This is a genomic window from Streptomyces sp. NPDC052236 (genome assembly GCF_044548015.1).
In the GTDB taxonomy this organism is placed as follows: Bacteria; Actinomycetota; Actinomycetes; order Streptomycetales; family Streptomycetaceae; genus Streptomyces.
Genome location: NZ_JBIUBL010000008.1, coordinates 188,364 through 207,793, shown reverse-complemented (window position 1 = coordinate 207,793; position 19,430 = coordinate 188,364). Strand labels below are relative to the sequence as shown.

20 protein-coding genes are annotated in these 19,430 nt (G+C 69.3%); 14 read left to right on the top strand and 6 right to left on the bottom strand.

Annotation, left to right across the window (positions count from 1 at the left end; translation table 11 throughout):
- The first annotated feature begins 32 nt into the window (after positions 1–32).
- On the top strand, positions 33–521 hold the full coding sequence (locus ACIHCQ_RS16250) for a glutathione peroxidase (protein WP_399662403.1): 489 nt from the start codon (positions 33–35) through the stop codon (positions 519–521).
- A gap of 4 nt (positions 522–525) precedes the next feature.
- Here the strand turns inward: ACIHCQ_RS16250 and ACIHCQ_RS16245 are convergent, their stop codons facing one another.
- Positions 526–1,791, bottom strand: coding sequence for an acyl-CoA dehydrogenase family protein (locus ACIHCQ_RS16245; protein WP_399662401.1), 1,266 nt, complete (start codon positions 1,789–1,791; stop codon positions 526–528).
- Positions 1,792–1,958: 167 nt separating this feature from the next.
- Here ACIHCQ_RS16245 and ACIHCQ_RS16240 point away from each other — a divergent pair, with 167 nt between their 5' ends.
- Positions 1,959–2,606 carry a TetR family transcriptional regulator gene (locus tag ACIHCQ_RS16240; RefSeq protein WP_399662399.1) on the top strand — a complete coding sequence of 216 codons (648 nt, stop codon included), beginning with the start codon at positions 1,959–1,961 and terminating at the stop codon, positions 2,604–2,606.
- A gap of 118 nt (positions 2,607–2,724) precedes the next feature.
- Here ACIHCQ_RS16240 and def read toward each other — a convergent pair whose 3' ends face one another.
- Positions 2,725–3,261: a peptide deformylase gene (gene def / locus ACIHCQ_RS16235; RefSeq protein WP_399662397.1), complete on the bottom strand. Its 537-nt coding sequence runs from the start codon at positions 3,259–3,261 to the stop codon at positions 2,725–2,727.
- A 116-nt stretch (positions 3,262–3,377) separates the two neighbouring features.
- On the opposite strand from def, the gene ACIHCQ_RS16230 reads away from it, so the two are divergent.
- The 5 genes from ACIHCQ_RS16230 (at position 3,378) to ACIHCQ_RS16210 (ending at position 7,870) form a co-directional block, all read left to right on the top strand.
- Complete coding sequence (locus tag ACIHCQ_RS16230; protein WP_399662395.1) at positions 3,378–4,625, top strand: MurT ligase domain-containing protein; 1,248 nt, start codon at positions 3,378–3,380, stop codon at positions 4,623–4,625.
- A gap of 26 nt (positions 4,626–4,651) precedes the next feature.
- Positions 4,652–5,380 carry a type 1 glutamine amidotransferase gene (locus ACIHCQ_RS16225; protein WP_399662393.1) on the top strand — a complete coding sequence of 243 codons (729 nt, stop codon included), beginning with the start codon at positions 4,652–4,654 and terminating at the stop codon, positions 5,378–5,380.
- 159 nt (positions 5,381–5,539) lie between these two features.
- Positions 5,540–6,565 carry a 6-phosphofructokinase gene (locus ACIHCQ_RS16220; protein ID WP_399662391.1) on the top strand — a complete coding sequence of 342 codons (1,026 nt, stop codon included), beginning with the start codon at positions 5,540–5,542 and terminating at the stop codon, positions 6,563–6,565.
- Between the two features lie 120 nt (positions 6,566–6,685).
- Positions 6,686–7,639, top strand: coding sequence for a cytochrome c oxidase assembly protein (locus ACIHCQ_RS16215; protein ID WP_399662389.1), 954 nt, complete (start codon positions 6,686–6,688; stop codon positions 7,637–7,639).
- A 72-nt stretch (positions 7,640–7,711) separates the two neighbouring features.
- Positions 7,712–7,870 carry a hypothetical protein gene (locus ACIHCQ_RS16210; protein ID WP_399662388.1) on the top strand — a complete coding sequence of 53 codons (159 nt, stop codon included), beginning with the start codon at positions 7,712–7,714 and terminating at the stop codon, positions 7,868–7,870.
- Between the two features lie 44 nt (positions 7,871–7,914).
- On the opposite strand, the gene ACIHCQ_RS16205 is transcribed toward ACIHCQ_RS16210, so the two are convergent.
- The 3 genes from ACIHCQ_RS16205 to ACIHCQ_RS16195 form a co-directional block, all read right to left on the bottom strand.
- Positions 7,915–8,334, bottom strand: coding sequence for an SSI family serine proteinase inhibitor (locus ACIHCQ_RS16205; protein WP_399662386.1), 420 nt, complete (start codon positions 8,332–8,334; stop codon positions 7,915–7,917).
- 438 nt (positions 8,335–8,772) lie between these two features.
- The gene (locus tag ACIHCQ_RS16200) at positions 8,773–9,621 is read right to left on the bottom strand and encodes an SMP-30/gluconolactonase/LRE family protein (protein WP_399662384.1); all 849 of its coding nucleotides are present in this window, start codon (positions 9,619–9,621) and stop codon (positions 8,773–8,775) included.
- Positions 9,618–10,388 (bottom strand): IclR family transcriptional regulator, encoded by a 771-nt coding sequence (locus ACIHCQ_RS16195; protein ID WP_399662382.1) that lies wholly within the window; start codon positions 10,386–10,388, stop codon positions 9,618–9,620. The genes ACIHCQ_RS16200 and ACIHCQ_RS16195 overlap by 4 nt, the downstream gene beginning before the upstream one ends.
- 210 nt (positions 10,389–10,598) lie before the next feature.
- On the opposite strand from ACIHCQ_RS16195, the gene ACIHCQ_RS16190 reads away from it, so the two are divergent.
- From ACIHCQ_RS16190 to ACIHCQ_RS16160, 7 genes are all read left to right on the top strand, one after another.
- Complete coding sequence (locus tag ACIHCQ_RS16190) at positions 10,599–11,747, top strand: mandelate racemase/muconate lactonizing enzyme family protein (RefSeq protein ID WP_399662380.1); 1,149 nt, start codon at positions 10,599–10,601, stop codon at positions 11,745–11,747.
- Positions 11,744–12,754, top strand: coding sequence for a zinc-binding dehydrogenase (locus ACIHCQ_RS16185; protein WP_399662378.1), 1,011 nt, complete (start codon positions 11,744–11,746; stop codon positions 12,752–12,754). The genes ACIHCQ_RS16190 and ACIHCQ_RS16185 overlap by 4 nt, the downstream gene beginning before the upstream one ends.
- A gap of 120 nt (positions 12,755–12,874) precedes the next feature.
- A complete protein-coding gene (locus ACIHCQ_RS16180) occupies positions 12,875–13,852 on the top strand; it encodes a hypothetical protein (RefSeq protein ID WP_399662376.1) in 978 nt (325 codons plus the stop codon).
- Positions 13,853–13,857: 5 nt separating this feature from the next.
- The gene (chvE, locus tag ACIHCQ_RS16175; protein ID WP_399662374.1) at positions 13,858–14,961 is read left to right on the top strand and encodes a multiple monosaccharide ABC transporter substrate-binding protein; all 1,104 of its coding nucleotides are present in this window, start codon (positions 13,858–13,860) and stop codon (positions 14,959–14,961) included.
- A complete protein-coding gene (gene mmsA / locus ACIHCQ_RS16170; protein WP_399662372.1) occupies positions 14,958–16,499 on the top strand; it encodes a multiple monosaccharide ABC transporter ATP-binding protein in 1,542 nt (513 codons plus the stop codon). Before chvE ends, mmsA begins: the two co-directional genes overlap by 4 nt.
- Positions 16,500–16,504: 5 nt before the next feature.
- Complete coding sequence (mmsB, locus tag ACIHCQ_RS16165) at positions 16,505–17,740, top strand: multiple monosaccharide ABC transporter permease (protein WP_399662370.1); 1,236 nt, start codon at positions 16,505–16,507, stop codon at positions 17,738–17,740.
- Positions 17,741–17,780: 40 nt separating this feature from the next.
- On the top strand, positions 17,781–18,887 hold the full coding sequence (locus ACIHCQ_RS16160; protein WP_399662368.1) for an aldose epimerase family protein: 1,107 nt from the start codon (positions 17,781–17,783) through the stop codon (positions 18,885–18,887).
- Here the strand turns inward: ACIHCQ_RS16160 and ACIHCQ_RS16155 are convergent.
- Positions 18,866–19,402, bottom strand: coding sequence for an ATP-binding protein (locus tag ACIHCQ_RS16155; RefSeq protein ID WP_399662367.1), 537 nt, complete (start codon positions 19,400–19,402; stop codon positions 18,866–18,868). The genes ACIHCQ_RS16160 and ACIHCQ_RS16155 overlap by 22 nt on opposite strands.
- Positions 19,403–19,430: the final 28 nt, after the last annotated feature.

Genomic DNA, 19,430 nt, shown 5'->3' with positions numbered 1-19,430 from the left:
AGACCCCCTCTACCCCCTCTGAGGAGATCACGATGACTCTGTACGACATCCCGCTGCGCACGCTCACCGGTGACGCCACGTCCCTCGGCGACTACCGGGGCCAGGCGGTCCTGCTGGTCAATGTCGCCTCCCAGTGCGGCCTCACACCGCAGTACGCGGGCCTTGAGCGGCTGCAGAAGGAGTACGGAGACCGCGGTTTCACCGTGCTCGGGGTGCCCTGCAACCAGTTCATGGGCCAGGAGCCGGGGAGCGCGGAGGAGATCCAGTCCTTCTGCTCGGCGACGTACGGTGTGACGTTCCCCATGCTGGAGAAGACCGAGGTGAACGGCGCGGAGCAGCACCCGCTGTACGCGGAGCTGACGCAGGTCGCGGACGCGGACGGCAAGGCCGGCGACGTCCAGTGGAACTTCGAGAAGTTCCTCATCGGCAAGGACGGCGCGGTCGTGGCCCGTATCCGCCCACGTACCGAGCCCGAGGCGCCGGAGGTCATCGCCGCCATCGAGGCGCAGCTCTCCGCCTGAATCGCTAGCGGATGGGCAGGCCCGACAGGGCGCGCGCGATGACCAGACGCTGGATCTCGCTGGTGCCCTCGAAGATCGTATAAATCGCGGCGTCGCGGTGCATGCGCTCCACCGGGTACTCGCGGGTGTAGCCGTTGCCGCCGAGGATCTGAATGGCCTGCGCCGTGACCTTCTTGGCGGTCTCGCTCGCGTACAGCTTGGACATGGAGCCCTCGGCGGAGTCGAAGGGCTTGCCCGCCGCGGCCATCCAGGAGGCGCGCCACACCAGCAGCCGCGCCGCGTCGATCTGGATGCGCATGTCGGCGAGTTGGAAGGCGATGCCCTGGTTGTCGATGATGGGGCGGCCGAACTGGCTGCGGGTCCTGGCGTAGTCGAGGGCGACTTCGTACGCGGCGCGGGCGGTGCCCACGGCCATCGCGCCGACCGCGGGGCGGGACGCCTCGAAGGTGGCCATGGCGGCGTTCTTCACGCTCCCCCAGCCTCCGGCCGGGGGGACCCCCAGCTCGCTTCGCTTGCCGCCGGCCCGCGCCCTCGCGCGCGCCCGGGCCAGGCGCTCGTCCAGCTTCTCCTTGCCGCCGAGGAGGCAGTGCCCGGGGACGCGTACGTCCTCCAGGACCACCTCGGCGGTGTGGGAGGCACGGATGCCGTGCTTCTTGAACTTCTGGCCCTGTGAAAGGCCCGGGGTGTTCGGCGGCACGATGAAGGAGGCGTGGCCCTTGGAGCCGAGCTCCGGGTCGACGACGGCGACGATGACATGGACGTTGGCGATTCCGCCGTTGGTCGCCCAGGTCTTGGTGCCGTTCAGCACCCATTCGTCCTTGGCCTGGTCGTAGAGCGCGCGCGTACGCATCGCGCCGACGTCGGAGCCCGCGTCGGGCTCGGAGGAGCAGAAGGCCGCGACCTTGATGTCCTCCACATCGCCGTACATCTGGGGGATCCAGGTGCCGATCTGCTCCTCGGTGCCGTTGGCGAGGACGCCGACCGCCGCGAGTCCCGTACCGACGATGGAAAGCGCGATTCCCGCGTCGCCCCAGAACAGTTCCTCCATCGCCATGGGGATGCCGAGCCCGGTCGGGTCGAAGAACTGCTGGGCGTAGAAGTCGAGGGAGTAGATTCCGACCTTCGCCGCTTCCTGGATGACCGGCCAGGGGGTCTCCTCACGCTCGTCCCACTCGGCGGCGGCCGGGCGCATCACGTCCTTGGCGAAACCGTTCAGCCAATCGCGGACCTGCTTCTGGTCGTCGTTGAGTTCGAGCGTGAACTCGCCCATGTGTCCCTCCAGGACTACGCTGACTGCTTGATGTTACTTGCGGTAACGGCAGTCTGTTACCGGCAAGTAGACCGTGTCAACCAGCCACCGCCCCGTCGCCTGGCCCACCGGACGGGGTGTTACGTTGCGCAGGCGTGACGCAATCGTCAGGGCGGGGAGAAACGACTATGGAGACCACACATCAGGCGGACGGCCACCAGCGCTCCGCCGACCAGCGCCGCCGGGAACTGCTCGAAGCCGCGGACCGGGTGGTGCTGCGGGACGGGCCGCATGCCTCCATGAACGCGATCGCCGCCGAGGCGGGGATCACCAAACCGATCCTGTACCGGCACTTCGGCGACAAGGGCGGCCTCTACCGCGCCCTCGCGACCCGCCACACCGACGCGCTGCTGGACGCGCTGCGGGCGGCACTGGACGCGCCCGCGGAACGGCGGCAGCGGGTGGAGGCCACGCTCGACACCTACCTCGCGGCGATAGAGGCACGGCCGCAGGTCTACCGCTTCCTGATGCATCCGGCGGAGGACAGCCAGCAGCCGGAGGCGGGCTTCGACGTGGGCCGCCACTCGGCGCCGCTGCTGCGGCGCCTGGGCGAGGAGCTGGCGAAGGTGATCTACGACCGGGTCGATCTGGGGCCGGGGAGCGAGCAGTTGGCGCGGGTGTGGGGTCACGGGATCGTCGGCATGATGCATGCGGCGGGTGACTGGTGGCTGGGGGAACGGCCGTGTTCGCGGGCGGAGTTGGTGGGGAGCTTGGCGGATCTGTTGTGGGGGAGGCTGGCGGACGCGGGGGACCGTGCTGGGGGCGCGGTGTTCTAGGCGGGGCGTTCAGATGTCGGGGGCGCTGCCCCCGAACCCCCGCTCCTCAATCGCCGGAGGGGCTCCGCTGGAGCCCGTCCGGCGATTGAGGACACCGCCGAAGGCGGTACCAGGGGGATCAAGCCCGCCGGAGGCGACGCGCAGCCCGTCTCGTGCGCGCGGCGCGCCAGCCCGACAGGTGGTCCGTGTACACCATCCCGTCCAGGTGATCGCACTCATGCTGCAGGCACCGCGCGAAAAACCCGCTGCCCGCCACCCGCACCGGCTCCCCCGCCCCGTCCACGCCCTCCACCACCGCCTCGTCGAACCGCTCCGTACCCGCCTCGATGCCCGGCAGCGAGAGACACCCCTCCGCCCCGCGGACCGTGACCCCGTCCGCCCGTACCAACCGCGGGTTGACGATGTGTCCGAGGTGGCGGACATCGTCGTCGTCGGGGCAGTCGTAGACGAACACCCGCAGCGGAACCCCGATCTGGTTCGCCGCGAGGCCCACCCCCTGCGCCGCGTACATCGTCGCGAACAGGTCCTCGATGAGCCGCGTCAGTGGCGCGGAGAAGTCCGTGACGGGCTCACAGGGCGCGTGCAGCACCGGATCGCCGTGCAGGCTCAACGGCCGTACGAGTCCGGAACTGCCGGGGATAGGACGATTTCGCATGGCCGCAAGCGTACGTTCCGCCCGGACCTCCACGTTTCCCGACGGTGCCGCGGTGCTGGCCGCCGACCGGACATCGATAGGCTGAGCCCGACCGACGCAAGGAGGATCAAGGACAGATGTCAGGACATCCCGGCAACCCAGAGCCCCTGACGCCGCGAGCCAAGCTGGCCGTGACGGCGGGCAAGGCCGCGGCAGCAGTGTCGCGCGCCGCCGGACGCGGCAGCGGATCGGTGATCGGCGGCCGGGTCGCACTCAAGCTCGACCCCGATCTGCTGGGGCGGCTGGCGCAACACCTGGACGTGATCCTCGTGTCGGCGACCAACGGCAAGACCACCACCACCCGGCTGATCGCCGAGGCGCTGCGCGCCGCCGGCCCGGTCGTGTCCAACGCGCTCGGCGCCAATATGCCCGCGGGCATCACCTCCGCGCTGGCGGGCGGCTCGGACGCCAAGTTCGGTGTGATCGAGGTCGACGAGAAGTACCTCGCCGGCGTCGCCCGCGATGTCACCCCGAAGGCGATCGCGCTGCTCAACCTCTCCCGCGACCAGCTCGACCGCGCGGCCGAGACCCGGATGATGGCGGAGAGCTGGCGTGAGGGTCTGGCCGGTACGAAGGCCGTGGTCATCGCCAACGCCGACGACCCGCTGATCGTCTGGGCCGCGTCCTCCTCCCCCAACGTGGTGTGGGTGGCGGCCGGTCAGGAGTGGAAGGACGACGCCTGGTCCTGCCCCGCCTGCGGCGGTGTGATGCAGCGCCCCGGCGACGACTGGTTCTGTGGCGACTGCGGTTTCCGCCGCCCCGCCCCGAGCTGGGTGCTCAGCGGCGACCATGTCCTCGACCCGCACGGCTCCGCCTGGCCGATCCACCTCCAGCTGCCGGGCCGCGCCAACAAGGCCAACGCCGCCACCTCCGCCGCGGTCGTCGCGTGCTTCGGTGTGCCGCCGCAGGTCGCCCTGGAGCGCATGTACTCCGTACAGGCCGTGGCGGGCCGGTACGACGTCGTCAGCTTCCAGGGCCGGGAGATCCGGCTGCTGCTCGCGAAGAACCCGGCGGGCTGGCTGGAGACGTTCTCCCTGATCGACCCGCCGCCCACCCCGGTCATCCTCTCCGTCAACGCCCGCGGCGCCGACGGCACGGACACCTCCTGGCTCTGGGACGTCGACTACACCCGCCTCGCCGGTCACCCGATCCTGGTCATCGGCGACCGCAAGCTCGACCTCGCCGTACGCCTGGAGGTGGCGGGCCTGGACTTCCGGGTGTGCGACTCCGCCGACGAGGCGGTACGGATGGCACCGCCCGGCAGGATCGAGGCGATCGCCAACTACACCGCCTTCCAGGACCTCCGCCGTCGCGTCGGCAACTGATCTGAGGACGAAAAGGACTTATGAGCATGAGCGACAACAGCCTGCGCCTGGTCTGGATCTATCCGGACCTGCTGTCCACCTACGGCGATCAGGGCAACGCCCTCGTCGTGGAGCGCCGGGCCCGACTGCGCGGCCTGGACGTGATGCGGATGGACGTGCGCAGCGACCAGCCGGTCCCCACCTCCGGTGACATCTATCTCATCGGCGGCGGTGAGGACCGGCCGCAGCGGCTCGCGTCCGAGCGGCTGCGCCGTGACGGCGGGCTCAGCCGGGCCGCCTCCAACGGCGCGATCATCTTCTCGGTCTGCGCGGGCTACCAGATCCTCGGCCATGAGTTCATCAACGACCTCGGCGAGCGCGAGCCGGGTCTCGGCCTGATCGACGTGGTCTCCACGCGCGGCGAGGGCGAGCGGTGCGTCGGCGACGTACTGGGGGACATCGACCCGCGGTTCGGGCTGCCGCAGCTGACCGGCTTCGAGAACCACCAGGGCATCACCCACCTCGGGCCCTCGGCCCGCCCGTTCGCCAAGGTCCAGCTCGGCCGGGGCAACGGCACGGGCGACGGCACGGAGGGCGCGTACAACGACACCGTCTTCGGCACCTACATGCACGGCCCGGTCATGGCCCGCAATCCGCTGATCGCGGACCTGCTGCTGAAGCTGGCCCTCGATGTGAACGCGCTGCCGCCGACGGACGACCGGTGGTTCGAGGCGCTGCGCGCCGAACGCATCTCGTCCGCGATCCAGCCCGCCTGAGCCGCCGGGGCATCCGGAGAAAGCCCGCTCGACACCGAGCCGTCGTCCACCAGTCGGACGGCCGGTTCGGTCCCGTCACCTCGCGCCGGTAGGGTGGCGGGGATCCAACCGGACGACGTGGTCCGGGACTCGGCCCACGTTGCAAAGGTATTCCGGGCAATGCGCATTGGTGTGCTCACCTCCGGCGGCGACTGCCCCGGCTTGAACGCCGTCATCCGTTCCGTCGTGCACCGCGCCGTCGTAGACCACGGCGACGAGGTCATCGGTTTCCTCGACGGTTGGAAGGGCCTTCTGGAGTGCGACTACCGCAAGCTCGACCTTGACGCGGTAAGCGGCATCCTGGCCCGCGGCGGCACGATTCTCGGCTCCTCCCGGGTCCAGCCCGCGCATCTGCGCGACGGTGTGGAACGGGCCAAGGGACACCTCGTCGATCTCGGTCTCGACGCGATCATCCCGATCGGCGGCGAGGGCACGCTCAAGGCCGCCAACCTCCTCTCCGAGGGCGGGCTGCCGATCGTGGGCGTACCGAAGACCATCGACAACGACATCGCGTCGACCGATGTCACCTTCGGTTTCGACACGGCCGTCGGCGTGGCCACCGAGGCACTCGACCGGCTGAAGACCACCGCCGAGTCGCACCAGCGCGTCATGGTCGTCGAGGTCATGGGGCGGCACACCGGCTGGATCGCGCTGCACTCCGGCATGGCGGCGGGCGCGCACGCCATCGTCGTACCGGAGCGGCCCTTCGACATCGCGGAGCTGACCCAGCGGGTCGGGGAGCGGTTCTCGGCGGGCAAGAAGTTCGCCATCGTCGTGGTCGCGGAGGGCGCGAAGCCCCGCGAGGGCACGATGGAGTTCAACGTGGGCAGCAAGGACGTCTACGGGCACGAGCGTTTCGCGGGCGTGGCCCAGCAGCTCTCCGTGGAGCTTGAGCACCGGCTCGGCAAGGAGGCCAGGCCGGTCATCCTCGGGCACGTACAGCGCGGCGGCACGCCGACCGCGTACGACAGGGTGCTCGCGACGCGCTTCGGCTGGCACGCGGTGGAGGCGGCGCACAGGGGCGAGTTCGGCATGATGACCGCGCTGCGCGGCACGGACATCACCATGGTGCCGCTGGCGGAGGCCGTGGAGACGCTGAAGACCGTCCCGGCGGATCGGTACGCCGAGGCCGAGTGCGTCCTGTGATTTTGGTCTGTTTGTGAACGAACCGCCCCCGGCCGCAACCGCTGCCGGGGGCGGTTCTACGCTGGGGCGGACAAGTGGACAACCCAGCACGAAACACCAGCACGAAACAGGGGTCGGCGGATGGATCACAGCGGGCACGGCATGACGATGGATCTGCCGCCGTTCACGCTGGGGCGCGGGCTCGAGTACTCACCCGATCCGTACTTCCTCATCGGCTGTCTGCTGGGACTGGGGCTGTACGGGTGGGGTGTGGTGCGGCTGCGCAGGCGCGGCGACAGCTGGCCGGTCAGCCGTACGGTCCTGTTCACCGTGGGCGTGCTCACCATCGCCCTGGTGACGTGCACCGGGCTCAATGACTACGGCATGGTCATGTTCAGCGTGCACATGGTGCAGCACATGGTGATCAGCATGGTCTCGCCCATCCTGCTGCTGCTGGGCGCGCCGGTGACGCTGGCGCTGCGCGCGCTGCCGGTCGCCGCGCGGCGCGGCAGCAAGGGGCCGCGCGAGGTACTGCTCGCGCTGCTGCACAGCCGCTATCTGCGGATTGTCACGCACCCCGCGTTCACCATCCCGCTCTTCATCGCGAGCCTGTACGCGCTGTACTTCACGCCTCTCTTCGACTTCCTGATGGAGTCCACGGTCGGGCACGCGGCGATGATGACGCACTTCCTCGCCGTGGGACTGGTCTTCTTCTGGCCGATCATGGGCGTGGACCCGGGGCCGCACCGGCCGGGCTATGTGATGCGGATGCTGGAGCTCTTCGCGGGGATGCCGTTCCACGCCTTCTTCGGCATCGCGCTGATGATGGCGACCGAGCCGATGATCAAGGCGTACGAGAATCCGCCGGCCTCGCTCGGCATCGACGCGCTCAGCGACCAGAACGCGGCGGGCGGCATCGCCTGGGCGTTCAGTGAGATTCCCTCGGTGCTGGTGCTGATCGCGTTGGTCTTCCAGTGGTACCGCTCCGATCAGCGGCAGGCGAGGCGGTTGGACCGGGCGGCGGACCGCGACGGGGACAAGGAGCTGGCGGCGTACAACGCGTATCTGGCTTCACTCCAGGCGCGCGGACGGTAACCGGGCAGTAGCGCGAGGCCCTCCTTCCGGGTGACGATGAACCCGACGGCCGAGGCTGTCGGAGGAGGGCGGATGTCCGGATCCACGAAGGCGATGGGAGTGCTCACCGTCGGGACCCTGGTGGTCGTGACGGCCTATACGGCGGCACTGGGCAGCAATGGCTGGCTCTGGTTCGGCTGGGTGGTGCTGGGGGTGGTGACGTTGGGGGTGGTCGCTTCGCGCGGCAGCTGACGGGGCCGGAGGGCCCGAGGGCCGCTTTTCGTTGAGCTTTCCGATCAGAACCGGAAGACGGCTCCGGTCGCGGCGTCGAGCACGCAGGCATTCGCGTACGTGCGCTGCCAGGTGACGTCACGGCCGCGCCAGGTGCCGACGGCACGGGCCGTGACCGGGTCGTACTTCCGATGGCATGGACGCGGGGCACCGGGCAGCCGCTCAAGGTCGCCGCGTGCCGCGTAGAGCGCGCCGCAGGCGGCGAGGGCGTGGGGGTGCGGTGATCCGGGCATGGGCGGGCACCGCAGCAGGACGCCGCGCATCCAGGTGTTCCCGCCGCCGGCGAGGGTGAGGAGCAGGCCCCGGCCGGGCCTGGACGGCGACGCCTCCTCGGCGGAGGCGTGCGCGGGGCCGGCGGGGCCGACGGGGCCCGCTGCGGCGAGGGCGATCAGCGCGGCTGCGGTGAGGATGGCGCTGCGGTGCATCCGTACTCCTGCGGACTGGGAACCCGACGATCCCCAGAGCACCTGGCGGTGCGGGGCGGGGGCAAGGGGGCGCGCGGGTGCGGAGCACATACGGCCGCACGGAATCGCCCGTACGGCGGGCCCTGGTCGGGGCTCCGCCCCGAACCCCGCGCCTCAATCTCCCCCTACGCCCTGAGGGCGTAGGGGGAGTACCCCCAGCGGGGCTGAAAGCGTCGGGCCTCTGTCGGGGGCGCTGCCCCCGAACCCGCCCCCTACACCCTGCGGGCGTGGGGGGACCCCCAGCGCCTCAAACGCCGGCGAGGCTGGGTTTTCGCCGGCGAGGCTTGAGTTGCCGGGTTCGCCCGGCAACTCAAGCCCGTCCGGCGATTGAGGACACGACCGAAGGCCGTACCGGGGGTCCAGGGGGCGAAGCCCCTTAACAAGCCCCCGGCAGGCGAGTCAGCCGCCGAACGGCGTGCCCGCCACGCCCTCGCCCGCGTCCCGGAGGACCAGGACCGAGCCCGACAGCGGGTGCGGCCGTGTCAGGCCCACCCGGGCCGTCGTGATGTACAGGTCACGCAGCCCCTCGCCGCCGAAAGCGCACGCCGTGGGCCTCGGCACGGGCAACGCCACGACCCGGTCGAGCTCCCCGCCCGGCGCGTAGCGGCGGACCGCCGAGCCGTCCCACAGCGCGACCCAGACACACCCCTCCGCGTCGACCGTCAGGCCGTCCGGGCTGCCCTCCTCCGGGTCGATCTCCGCGAACAGGCGACGGTTCAGGATCTGGTCGCCGTCCACGTCGAAGACGTCGATACGCTGCGTGGACGTGTCGACGTAGTACATCAGCCGCCCGTCGGGGCTCCAGCCCGTGCCGTTGCTGATCGCCACCTCGGCGAGCTGTTCGCTGACCGTGCCGTCCGGCGTGATCCGGATCAGGTTTCCCCCGCCCGCCGCCTCGTCGTAGCGCATCGTCCCGGCCCACAGCGCCCCGTCCGGAGCCACCGCCGCGTCATTGCCGCGTCTGCCCGCCACCGGGTCGCGTACCAGCCAGGAGAACGCGCCGTCCGCGTCGTACAGGCCGATGCCGTCGCGGAGGTTGACCACCAGGCCGCCGTCCTTGCGCGGCTTCGCCGCGCCGACGTGCTGTTCGGTGGCCATGACCGTGCGGCGGCCGTCGGACGGGTCGTAGGTATGGACCCGTGAACCGAGGATGTCGACCCAGATCAGCCGCCCGGCCGCCGGGTCCCAGGTCGGTCCCTCGCCCAGCGCCGCCTGCTCGCGAAGGGCTACCTCCACCTCGTAGCTCATCGCGTACCCCGGTAGCCGAGCCGGGTCGAGAGGTCCGACGCGCCCTTGGCGGCGAGCTCGGACAGTTCCGTCTCGCGCTCCTCGCTCCAGCGGATCATCGGCACCGAGATGGACAGCGCCGCGACCACCCGGCCCGCGCTGTCCCGTACCGGCGCGGCCACACAGCTCACATCCGGGTTGGACTCCCGGTGCTCCACCGCGATGCCCCGCTCCCGGACTTCCGCGAGCGCCGCCCGCAACTGCTCCGCCCCAGTGATGCTGTTGGGCGTCATCGCCGTGAACTCGCGGTCCGCGATACGGGATTCGAGCTCCGTCTCGGACAGCGAGGCCAGCAGCATCTTGCCCACGGAGGTGCAGTGCGCGGGCAGCCTACGACCGGCGGCCGAGACCATGCGGACGGCGTGGGTGGAGTCCACCTTCGCGATATAGATGACGTCGGCTTCCTCAAGGATGGCGACATGCACCGTCTCGTCGCAGGTCTCCGCGACCTCGCGCGCGACCTGCTGCCCCTCCGCCGCCAGGTCGAGCTGCTCCGCGTACCGGCTGCCGAGCTGGTAGATACGTACGCCGAGCCGGTACCGTCCCGGCTGGTCGGGGACCGGCACCAGGTAGGAGCGTGCCGCCAGGGTGGTGAGCAGCTCGTGGACCGTGGTGCGGGGCAGCTGGAGTCTGCGGGTGACGTCCGGCGCCGTGAGCGTCCCGTCGCCCTCCAGGAACAGTTCGAGTATGTCCAGCGCCCTCGTCACCGCTGGTACCAGTCGACCCATGGCCGACCTCCGTTCCTGTTCGAAATTCCGACCGCTGACCGGTACTGCGAACACAGGCTAAGCATAGGCGGGTTCGCGGGGCAATGGCCCGGACGCGAATAACGACTCCGCACAACCCATTGACACCCTTCGTCCTGGCTGATTACCGTCACGCCAACATTTCGAACGTGTGACGAAATACCGAACGAACAACTCGAGGGGCAGACCGCCTTGCGTATTACGGGCATCAGCACGCACGTCGTCGGGACTCCCTGGCGTAACCTCACCTACGTCCAGGTGCATACCGACGAGGGTCTCACCGGTGTCGGCGAAACGCGCATGCTCGGCCGGACCGACGCGCTGATCGGGTATCTCCAGGAGGCCACGGCCAACCACATCGCCGGTTCCGACCCCTTCGCGGTCGAGGACCTGGTCCGCCGGATGAAGTACGGCGACTACGGCCGCGCCGGTGAAATCGTCATGTCGGGCATCGCCGTCATCGAGATGGCCTGCTGGGACATCAAGGGCAAGGCCCTCGGCGTACCGGTCTGGCAGCTGCTCGGCGGCAAGGTCACCGACAAGGTCAAGGCGTACGCCAACGGCTGGTACACCACCGAGCGCACCCCGGAGGCGTACCACAAGGCGGCCCAGGCAGTGGTCGCCCGCGGCTACCAGGCGCTCAAGATCGACCCGTTCGGCACCGGGCACTTCGAGCTCGACCGCGAGCAGACGCTGTACTCGGTGTCGCTGATCGAGGCCGTCCGCGACGCGATCGGCCCGCAGACCGAGCTGATGCTGGAGATGCACGGCCGGTTCTCCCCCGCCACGGCGGTACGGCTGGCCCGCGACCTGGCGCCGTTCAACCCCGCCTGGCTCGAGGAGCCGGTGCCGCCGGAGAACCTCAAGGCGCTGGAGAAGGTCGCGGCGAAGGTGGACATCCCCATCGCCACGGGTGAGCGCATCCACGACCGGATCGAGTTCCGCGAGCTGTTCGAATCGCAGGCCGCGGACATCATCCAGCCGGACCTGGGGCACATCGGCGGCATCCTGGAGACCCGCAAGCTGGCGGCGACCGCGGAGACGCACTACACGCTCATCGCGCCGCACAATGTCGGCGGGTCCGTGCTGACCGCCGCCTCGCTCCAGCTCGCCGCCTGCACGCCCAACTTCAAGATCCTTGAGCACTTCAACGACTTCGCCGACGCGGAGATCAAGAAGGTGGTCAAGGGGGCTCCCCAGGTGGTCGACGGCTACTTCGAGGTGTCCCACGCGCCGGGCCTGGGCGTCGAGCTCGACGTCGAGGCGGCGGCCGAGTTCCCCCAGCAGCGCGCCCGGTTCGACCTGTGGTCCGACGGCTGGGAGAAGAGGCAGCCCAAGTGAGCCGCGCCATCGTCGTCGAGCGGCCGGGCGAGCACCGGCTCGTGGACCGCGCGGTTCCGGCGCCGGGCCCCGGCGAGGTCGTGGTGCGGGTCGCCGCGGTCGGGGTCTGCATGAGCGACCGCGAGGTGTACGACGGCCACCGGGACGCCGCCTATGTGCGCTACCCGGTGACGCCCGGCCACGAGTGGTCCGGCACCGTCGAGGCGGTGGGCGAGGGCGTGGACCCGGCTCTCATCGGCCGTAAGACCGTCGCGGAGGGGTTCCGCGCCTGCGGCACCTGTGAGCGGTGCCGCGAGGGTCAGACGAGCCTGTGCACCAGCGGCTACGCCGAGACCGGCTTCACCGAGCCCGGCGCGTTCGCCGACCATGTGACCGTGCCGGCCCGGCTGCTGCACCCGCTGAACGCGGACGCGGATCTGCGGGCCGCCGCCCTGCTGGAGCCCGCCGCGGTGATCGCCGCGGCGGTACGGGCCGGAGCCCCGCGCGCCGGTGAGCGGATCGCGGTGGTCGGCGCGGGCACCCTGGGGCTGCTGGCCGTCCAGCTGCTGGCCGCGCATTCCCCCGCCGAACTGACCGTGATCGACCCCAGGGCCTCGCGGGGCGAGCAGGCGCTGCGGTTCGGGGCGACCGAGACGCACTCCCCGCAGGAGGGCGCGGCGCTCGCCGGGCACTTCGATCTGGTCGTGGAGACCGCGGGCGCGCCGACCACCGCCAACGACGCCTGTCTGCTGGCGCGCCGGGGCGGCCGGGTGGTACTCACCGGGATGTTTACCGAAGGCGCCGCCGGTATCGACCCGGTGCGCCTATCCCTGAACCAGCTCACCGTGCGGAGCGTCTTCGGCGCACCGTCCTCGGCCTGGTCCGATGCGGTACGGGCCTTCGGCCTCGGCCTGCTGGACCCGGCGCCGCTGATCACCCATGAGTTCCCGCTGGAGCGCTTCGGCGACGCGGTGGCTCTCGTGGGCAGCGGTGACCCGAAGGCGGGGAAGGTGCTCGTACTCCCCTAGAACGTACGCCGGTACGGGGCGTCCTGACCGTTTCGTACCGGCGTACCCCCACCACTTCGAACCACAGCCGACACAGAGAACACGCACCGCATGCGCAGCATGCAGAGCTAGAGGAGTGCAGTGACCGCCCCCTCAGGAAACCGCCGTCCCGGCGCCGAAGCCTTTGCCCGCCTGGGCTATAACGCGCCGCTGGACAACCCTGCCGATTCATCCCCGCACACCTTCCCCGACGGCGGTACCTGGCGCACCGAGGTCCCGTCCGTGGAGGGCCCCGAGGCCCTCGGCGCCGTGCTCAAGGAGAGCGCCCGGCTCGACGTGCCCATCCACCGCATCAGCCAGGGCAGCGGCGTGTGGATGCTGTCGGACTCCGAGATCACCGAGATGGTCGAGTCGTGCGCGGAGCGCGACATCGAGCTCTGCCTGTTCACCGGGCCGCGCGGCACCTGGGACATCGGGGCAGGCACCCGCACCTCCTCCGGCGGCGCCGGCCTGCGCGCCCGTGGCCACGACGCGCTGGCGGGCTGTGTCGAGGACGCCTTGCGCGCCACGGAACTGGGCGTAAAGTGCCTGCTGGTCGCCGATGAGGGAGTGCTGTGGACGCTGCACCAGCTGCGCGCCCAGGGCGGCCTGCCCGCCGACACCACCTTCAAGCTCTCCGCGCTGATCGGTCCGGTCAACCCGGCCGCGTACGCCGTCTACGAACAGCTCGGCGCGGACTCCCTCAATATCCCCTCCGACCTGACGCTCGGCCATCTCACCGAGATCCGGCGCGTCAGCCGCGCCCCGATGGACTTCTACATCGAGGCGCCCGACGACCTCGGCGGCTACGTCCGCATGTACGAGGCGGCCGAACTGATACGGCGTGGCGCGCCGATCTACCTCAAGTTCGGCCTCAGCAAGGCACCCAGCATCTATCCGTACGGCGCGCAGCTGCGCGACGTGACGCTGGCCACGGCACGTGAGCGGGTACGGCGCGGACGCCTCGTCCTCGATCTGCTCGCCCGGCACGGCGCGGGCGGCGGGATGTCCCCGCTCGGCTCCCGTCTTCCCGGCCCCCTGAACCGCTTCCCCCTTCACGACCTTCACGACAAGGACTGATCACCATGCGTACTCGCCGAGCCGCCATATCCCTGACCGCAGTCGCCCTCGCCGTCTCGCTCGCCGCCTGTGGCCAGAGCAGCACCGGTGGCAGCGAAGAGAAGAAGTCCGCCGGGGACGCCACCATCGGCATCGCGATGCCGACCAAGTCGTCGGAGCGGTGGATCGCCGACGGCAACAACATGGTCGAGCAGTTCAAGAAGCTCGGCTACAAGACCAACCTGCAGTACGGCGAGGACGACGTCGACCAGCAGGTCTCGCAGATCGAGAACATGATCACCAAGGGCGTGGACGTCCTGGTGGTCGCGGCCATCGACGGCAAGGCCCTCAGCGACGTGCTGAAGCAGGCCGCCGACCAGAAGATCAAGGTCATCTCGTACGACCGCCTGATCCTCGGCACCCCGAACGTCGACTACTACGCCTCCTTCGACAACGAGAAGGTCGGCGCGCTCCAGGCCGGTTACCTCGTCGAGAAGCTGGGTCTCAAGGACAACAGCAAGCCGGGCCCGTTCAACATCGAGCTGTTCGCCGGCTCGCCCGACGACAACAACACGGGCTACTTCTTCGGCGGCGCGATGAAGGTCCTCCAGCCGTTCATCGACAGCAAGAAGCTGGTCGTCCGCTCCGGCCAGACCAAGCTGGACCAGGTCACCACCCTGCGCTGGGACGGTGGCAACGCCCAGCGGCGCATGGACGACCTGCTCACCAAGTCGTACGGATCGCAGAAGGTCGACGCGGTGCTCTCCCCGTACGACGGCATCTCGATCGGCATCCTGTCCGCCCTGAAGTCGGACGGCTACGGCACGGCCGCCAAGCCCTACCCGCTCATCTCCGGGCAGGACGCCGAGGTCGCCTCGATCAAGTCGATCATCGCCGGACAGCAGACGATGACCGTCTACAAGGACACCCGGGCGCTGGCCAAGCAGGCCGTGCAGATGGCCGACGCCGTCCTGAACGACAAGAAGCCCGAGGTCAACGACACCAAGACGTACAACAACGGCATCAAGGTCGTGCCGTCCTTCCTCCTCAACCCGGTCAGCGTCGACAAGACCAACTACCAGGCGGTCGTGGTCGACTCCGGCTACATCAAGGCGAGTGACCTGTCGTGACAAGTCCTGTCCTGGAGATGCGCTCCATCGTCAAGACCTTCCCCGGGGTCAAGGCGCTCTCCGATGTCAGTCTGAGTGTCGCGGAGGGCGAGGTGCATGCCATCTGCGGCGAGAACGGTGCGGGGAAGTCGACGCTGATGAAGGTCCTCAGTGGCGTTCATCCGCACGGCAGTTACGAAGGGGAGATCCTCTTCCAGGGAGAGAGCTGCGCCTTCAAGGACATCAACGCCAGCGAGGCGCGCGGCATCGTGATCATCCACCAGGAGCTCGCGCTGGTGCCGTACCTCTCCATCGCCGAGAACATCTTCCTGGGCAATGAGCACGCCACCCGGGGTGTCATCCGGTGGGGTCAGACGCTGCAGCACGCGTCGGAGCTGCTGAAGCGGGTGGGGCTCAAGGAGCACCCGCAGACCCGCGTCGCGGACATCGGGGTCGGCAAGCAGCAGCTGGTGGAGATCGCCAAGGCGCTCTCCAAGAAGGTGAAGCTGCTGATCCTCGATGAGCCGACGGCCGCGCTCAACGACGAGGACTCCGCCAAGCTCCTCACCCTGATCGGGGAGCTGAAGGAGCAGGGCATCACCTCGATCATCATCTCGCACAAGCTCAACGAGATTTCGAAGATCGCCGACACCGTCACCATCATCCGTGACGGCCAGACGATCGACTCGTTCGATGTGAAGGCCGAGGGGGCGAACGAGGACCGGATCATCCGGGCCATGGTCGGCCGCGACCTCGACCACCGGTTCCCTGAGCGGACCAAGTACGAGGGCGAGACCGGGGCGCACCCGGCCCTGGAGATCCGCGACTGGACGGTGCACCACCCCATCGACCAGCAGCGCAAGGTGGTCGACGGCGTCTCCGTCTCGGTTCGCCGGGGTGAGATCGTCGGCCTGGCCGGGCTGATGGGCGCAGGCCGTACGGAGCTGGCCATGAGTGTCTTCGGACGCTCCTACGGCCGCAACATCAGCGGGACCGTCTACAAGGACGGCAAGGAGATCCGTACCAAGACCGTCCCCGAGGCGGTCGACCACGGCATCGCCTATGTCACCGAGGACCGCAAGCAGTACGGGCTCAACCTCATCGAGTCCATCGGCCGGAACATCACGATGAGCGCGCTCTCCAAGGTGTCCAAGCGCGGCGTCGTGGACGAGCACGAGGAGACCCGGGTCGCCGAGGGCTTCCGCCGCTCGATGAACATCAAGGCGCCGACCGTCTTCGAGCAGGTCGGCCGGCTCTCCGGCGGCAATCAGCAGAAGGTCGTCCTCAGCAAGTGGATCTTCGCGGGTCCCGAGGTGCTGATCCTGGACGAGCCCACGCGTGGCATCGACATCGGTGCCAAGTATGAGATCTACACCGTCATCGATCAGCTCGCGGCGCAGGGCAAAGCGGTCATCTTCATCTCCTCCGAACTCCCCGAACTGCTCGGCATGTGCGACCGCATCTACACGATGTCCGCCGGCCGGCTCACCGGAGAGGTCCCCCGGGCCGAAGCGACCCAAGAAGTACTGATGCGCCACATGACCACGGACAAGAGGTAAGAACAATGAGCCCGGTCAAAACGGACACGCCGCGCGGCGCCCCGTCCGCCGCTGAACCGAAGCGGTCCGCTGTCAGCGCGATCCTGCTGGATGCGATGCGCCGCAACATGCGCCAGTACGGGATGCTCATCGCGCTCGCGCTGATCGTCGTGCTCTTCGCGATATGGACCGACGGAGTCCTGCTCCAGCCGAACAACGTCACCAACCTGGTCCTCCAGAACAGCTACATCCTGATCCTGGCCATCGGCATGATGATCGTCATCATCGCGGGCCATATCGACCTGTCGGTCGGCTCGCTGGCGGCCTTCGTCTCCGCGGCCAGCGCCGTGATGATGGTCGAACACGATATGCCGTGGGTGCTCGCCCTGGTCATCTCGCTGGGCATCGGCGCGGTGGCCGGCGCCTGGCAGGGCTTCTGGATCGCGTACGTCGGCATCCCGTCGTTCATCGTCACCCTCGCCGGGATGCTGCTCTTCCGCGGCGGCACGCAGATCCTGCTGGGTTCGCGCTCCATCGGCCCGTTCCCCGAGGGCTTCCAGAAGATCTCCACCGGTTACCTTCCGGAGTGGGGCCCGGACACCAACTACCACAACCTCACCATCCTGCTGGGCGTCGGGCTGCTGGCCCTGGCCGTCTTCCAGGAGCTGCGGGACCGCCGCCGCCAGAAGAGCTTCGACCTGGACGTGCTGCCGCGGAACCTGTTCATCGCGAAGCTGTTCGCCCTCGCCGCGGCGATTCTCGCCTTCACGATGACCCTTGCCAGCTACCGGGGCGCCCCCGTCGTCCTGCTGCTGCTCGCCGCCCTGCTCATCGGTTTCGGCTTCGTCATGCGGAACGCGGTCGTCGGACGGCATGTGTACGCGCTGGGCGGCAACCAGGCCGCGGCGAAGCTGTCCGGTGTCAAGGACAAGCGCGTCACCTTCCTGGTCTTCGTGAACATGGGCGTACTGGCCGCACTGGCCGGTGTCGTCTACGCGGCCCGGCTCAACGCCGGTGTCCCCCAGGCCGGAGTGAACTTCGAACTGGAGGCCATCGCGGCGGCGTTCATCGGCGGCGCGTCGATGAGCGGCGGCGTCGGCACGGTTCTCGGCGCGATCATCGGTGGTCTGGTGCTCGGCGTGCTCAACAACGGCATGTCGCTGGTGGGCATCGGCACCGACTACCAGCAGGTCATCAAGGGACTCGTCCTGCTGGCCGCGGTCGGGTTCGATGTGTACAACAAGCGCAAGGTCGGTTCCTGACGCTCATGACACCTATGACTCTCACGGTTCTCATGGAGGAATGCTGAGCGGCACCGGCGACGCGCCCCAGGCGGAAATGGCCTGGGGCGCGTCGCCGTCCAACGAGCTCTTCGGCCACCTGGCCGACGGCACGGAGGTCCACCGCTGGACCGTCACCAACGGTGGTACCCGCCTGCGGGTCCTCACCTACGGCGGCATCGTCCAGTCGCTGGAGGTGCCGGACCGGCAGGGGCGTACCGCCAACATCTCCTGCGGCTTCGGCAGCCTCGACGACTACGTCGACACGTCGCCGTACTTCGGCGCGCTCATCGGCCGGTACGGCAACCGGATCGCCAAGGGCCGCTTCACGCTCGACGGCACGACGTACCAGCTTCCCGTCAACGACGGCCCCAACAGCCTGCACGGCGGTGACAAGGGCTTCGACAAGCAGCTGTGGAAGACCGTGCCCTTCACCCGGGGCTCGGACCAGGGTCTGGTCCTGTCCCGGGTCAGCCCGGACGGCGAGATGGGCTTTCCCGGCAACCTCACGATGAAGGTCACGTACACCCTCACCGCGCGGGGCGAGTGGCGGATCGACTACGAGGCCGTCACCGACAAGGCGACGGTCGTCAACCTCACCAGCCACACCTACTTCAACCTCGCGGGCGAGGGCAGCGGCACCATCGAGAACCACACGCTGGAGCTGGCGGCCGACCGCTACACACCGGTCGACTCCACGCTCATACCGACCGGTGAGCTCGCGGGTGTGGCCGGCACGCCGTTCGACTTCCGGCACGCGACGCGGATCGGCACGCAGGTCCGCGTCCCGCACCAGCAGGTGGTGCACGCAAAGGGGCTCGATCACAACTGGGTGCTCGACAAGGGCGTCACCGCCACTCCGGACTACGCCCTCACCCTCGCCGATCCCGCATCGGGCCGGGTGATGAAGATGTACACCACCGAGCCCGGTATGCAGTTCTACAGCGGGAACTTCCTCGACGGGACGCTGGAAGGCTCCTCGGGCGGGCTGTACCGCCAGGGGGACGCGCTGTGCCTGGAGTCCCAGCATTTCCCGGACTCCCCGAACCAGCGGTCGTTCCCCTCGACGGTGCTCCGCCCGGGGCAGACCTACCGCTCGACGACGCTTCACACCTTCGCGGCTCGCTGAGCCGGTGCCACCGCCGTGCCCGTTCCTTGTGGTTCGGGTGCGGCGGTCGCGCGTGTGAGCGCGGGCGGCAGGGGTTTGAGCTGGGGCATGGGAAGTGCCGGTGCGGGTGTGGTGGTCAGGACGCGCTGTGCGGCCTTGACGCGGCGGCTGAACCAGATGACCTTGCCGGTGTCGGTGGCGCAGGTGCCCCAGCTGTCGCTGAGGGCCGCGACCGCGGCGAGACCGCCCCGTGCGGGGGCGGAGCTGGTGACCCGGGGCAGGCGGCGGTCCTTGTCCGCGACGGACGCGATGACGTGGCGGCCGGTCCAGCGCAGTTCGACCACGCAGGTTCTGTCCCCCTCCACGTGGGCGACCACATTGCCGACGAGTTCATCGACCGCGCGGCAGACCGGGGTGATGTGGGCCTCAAGGTTCCAGTAGCGAAGATGCGCCGCGAGAATGCGCCGGATCTGAGGAATCCGCTCGGGGGATGCCTGCACTTCCAGGGTGTAGCGGCAGGCGGCCTGGACATTCATGACCGTGGCTCCTCACCGCGACGGCTTC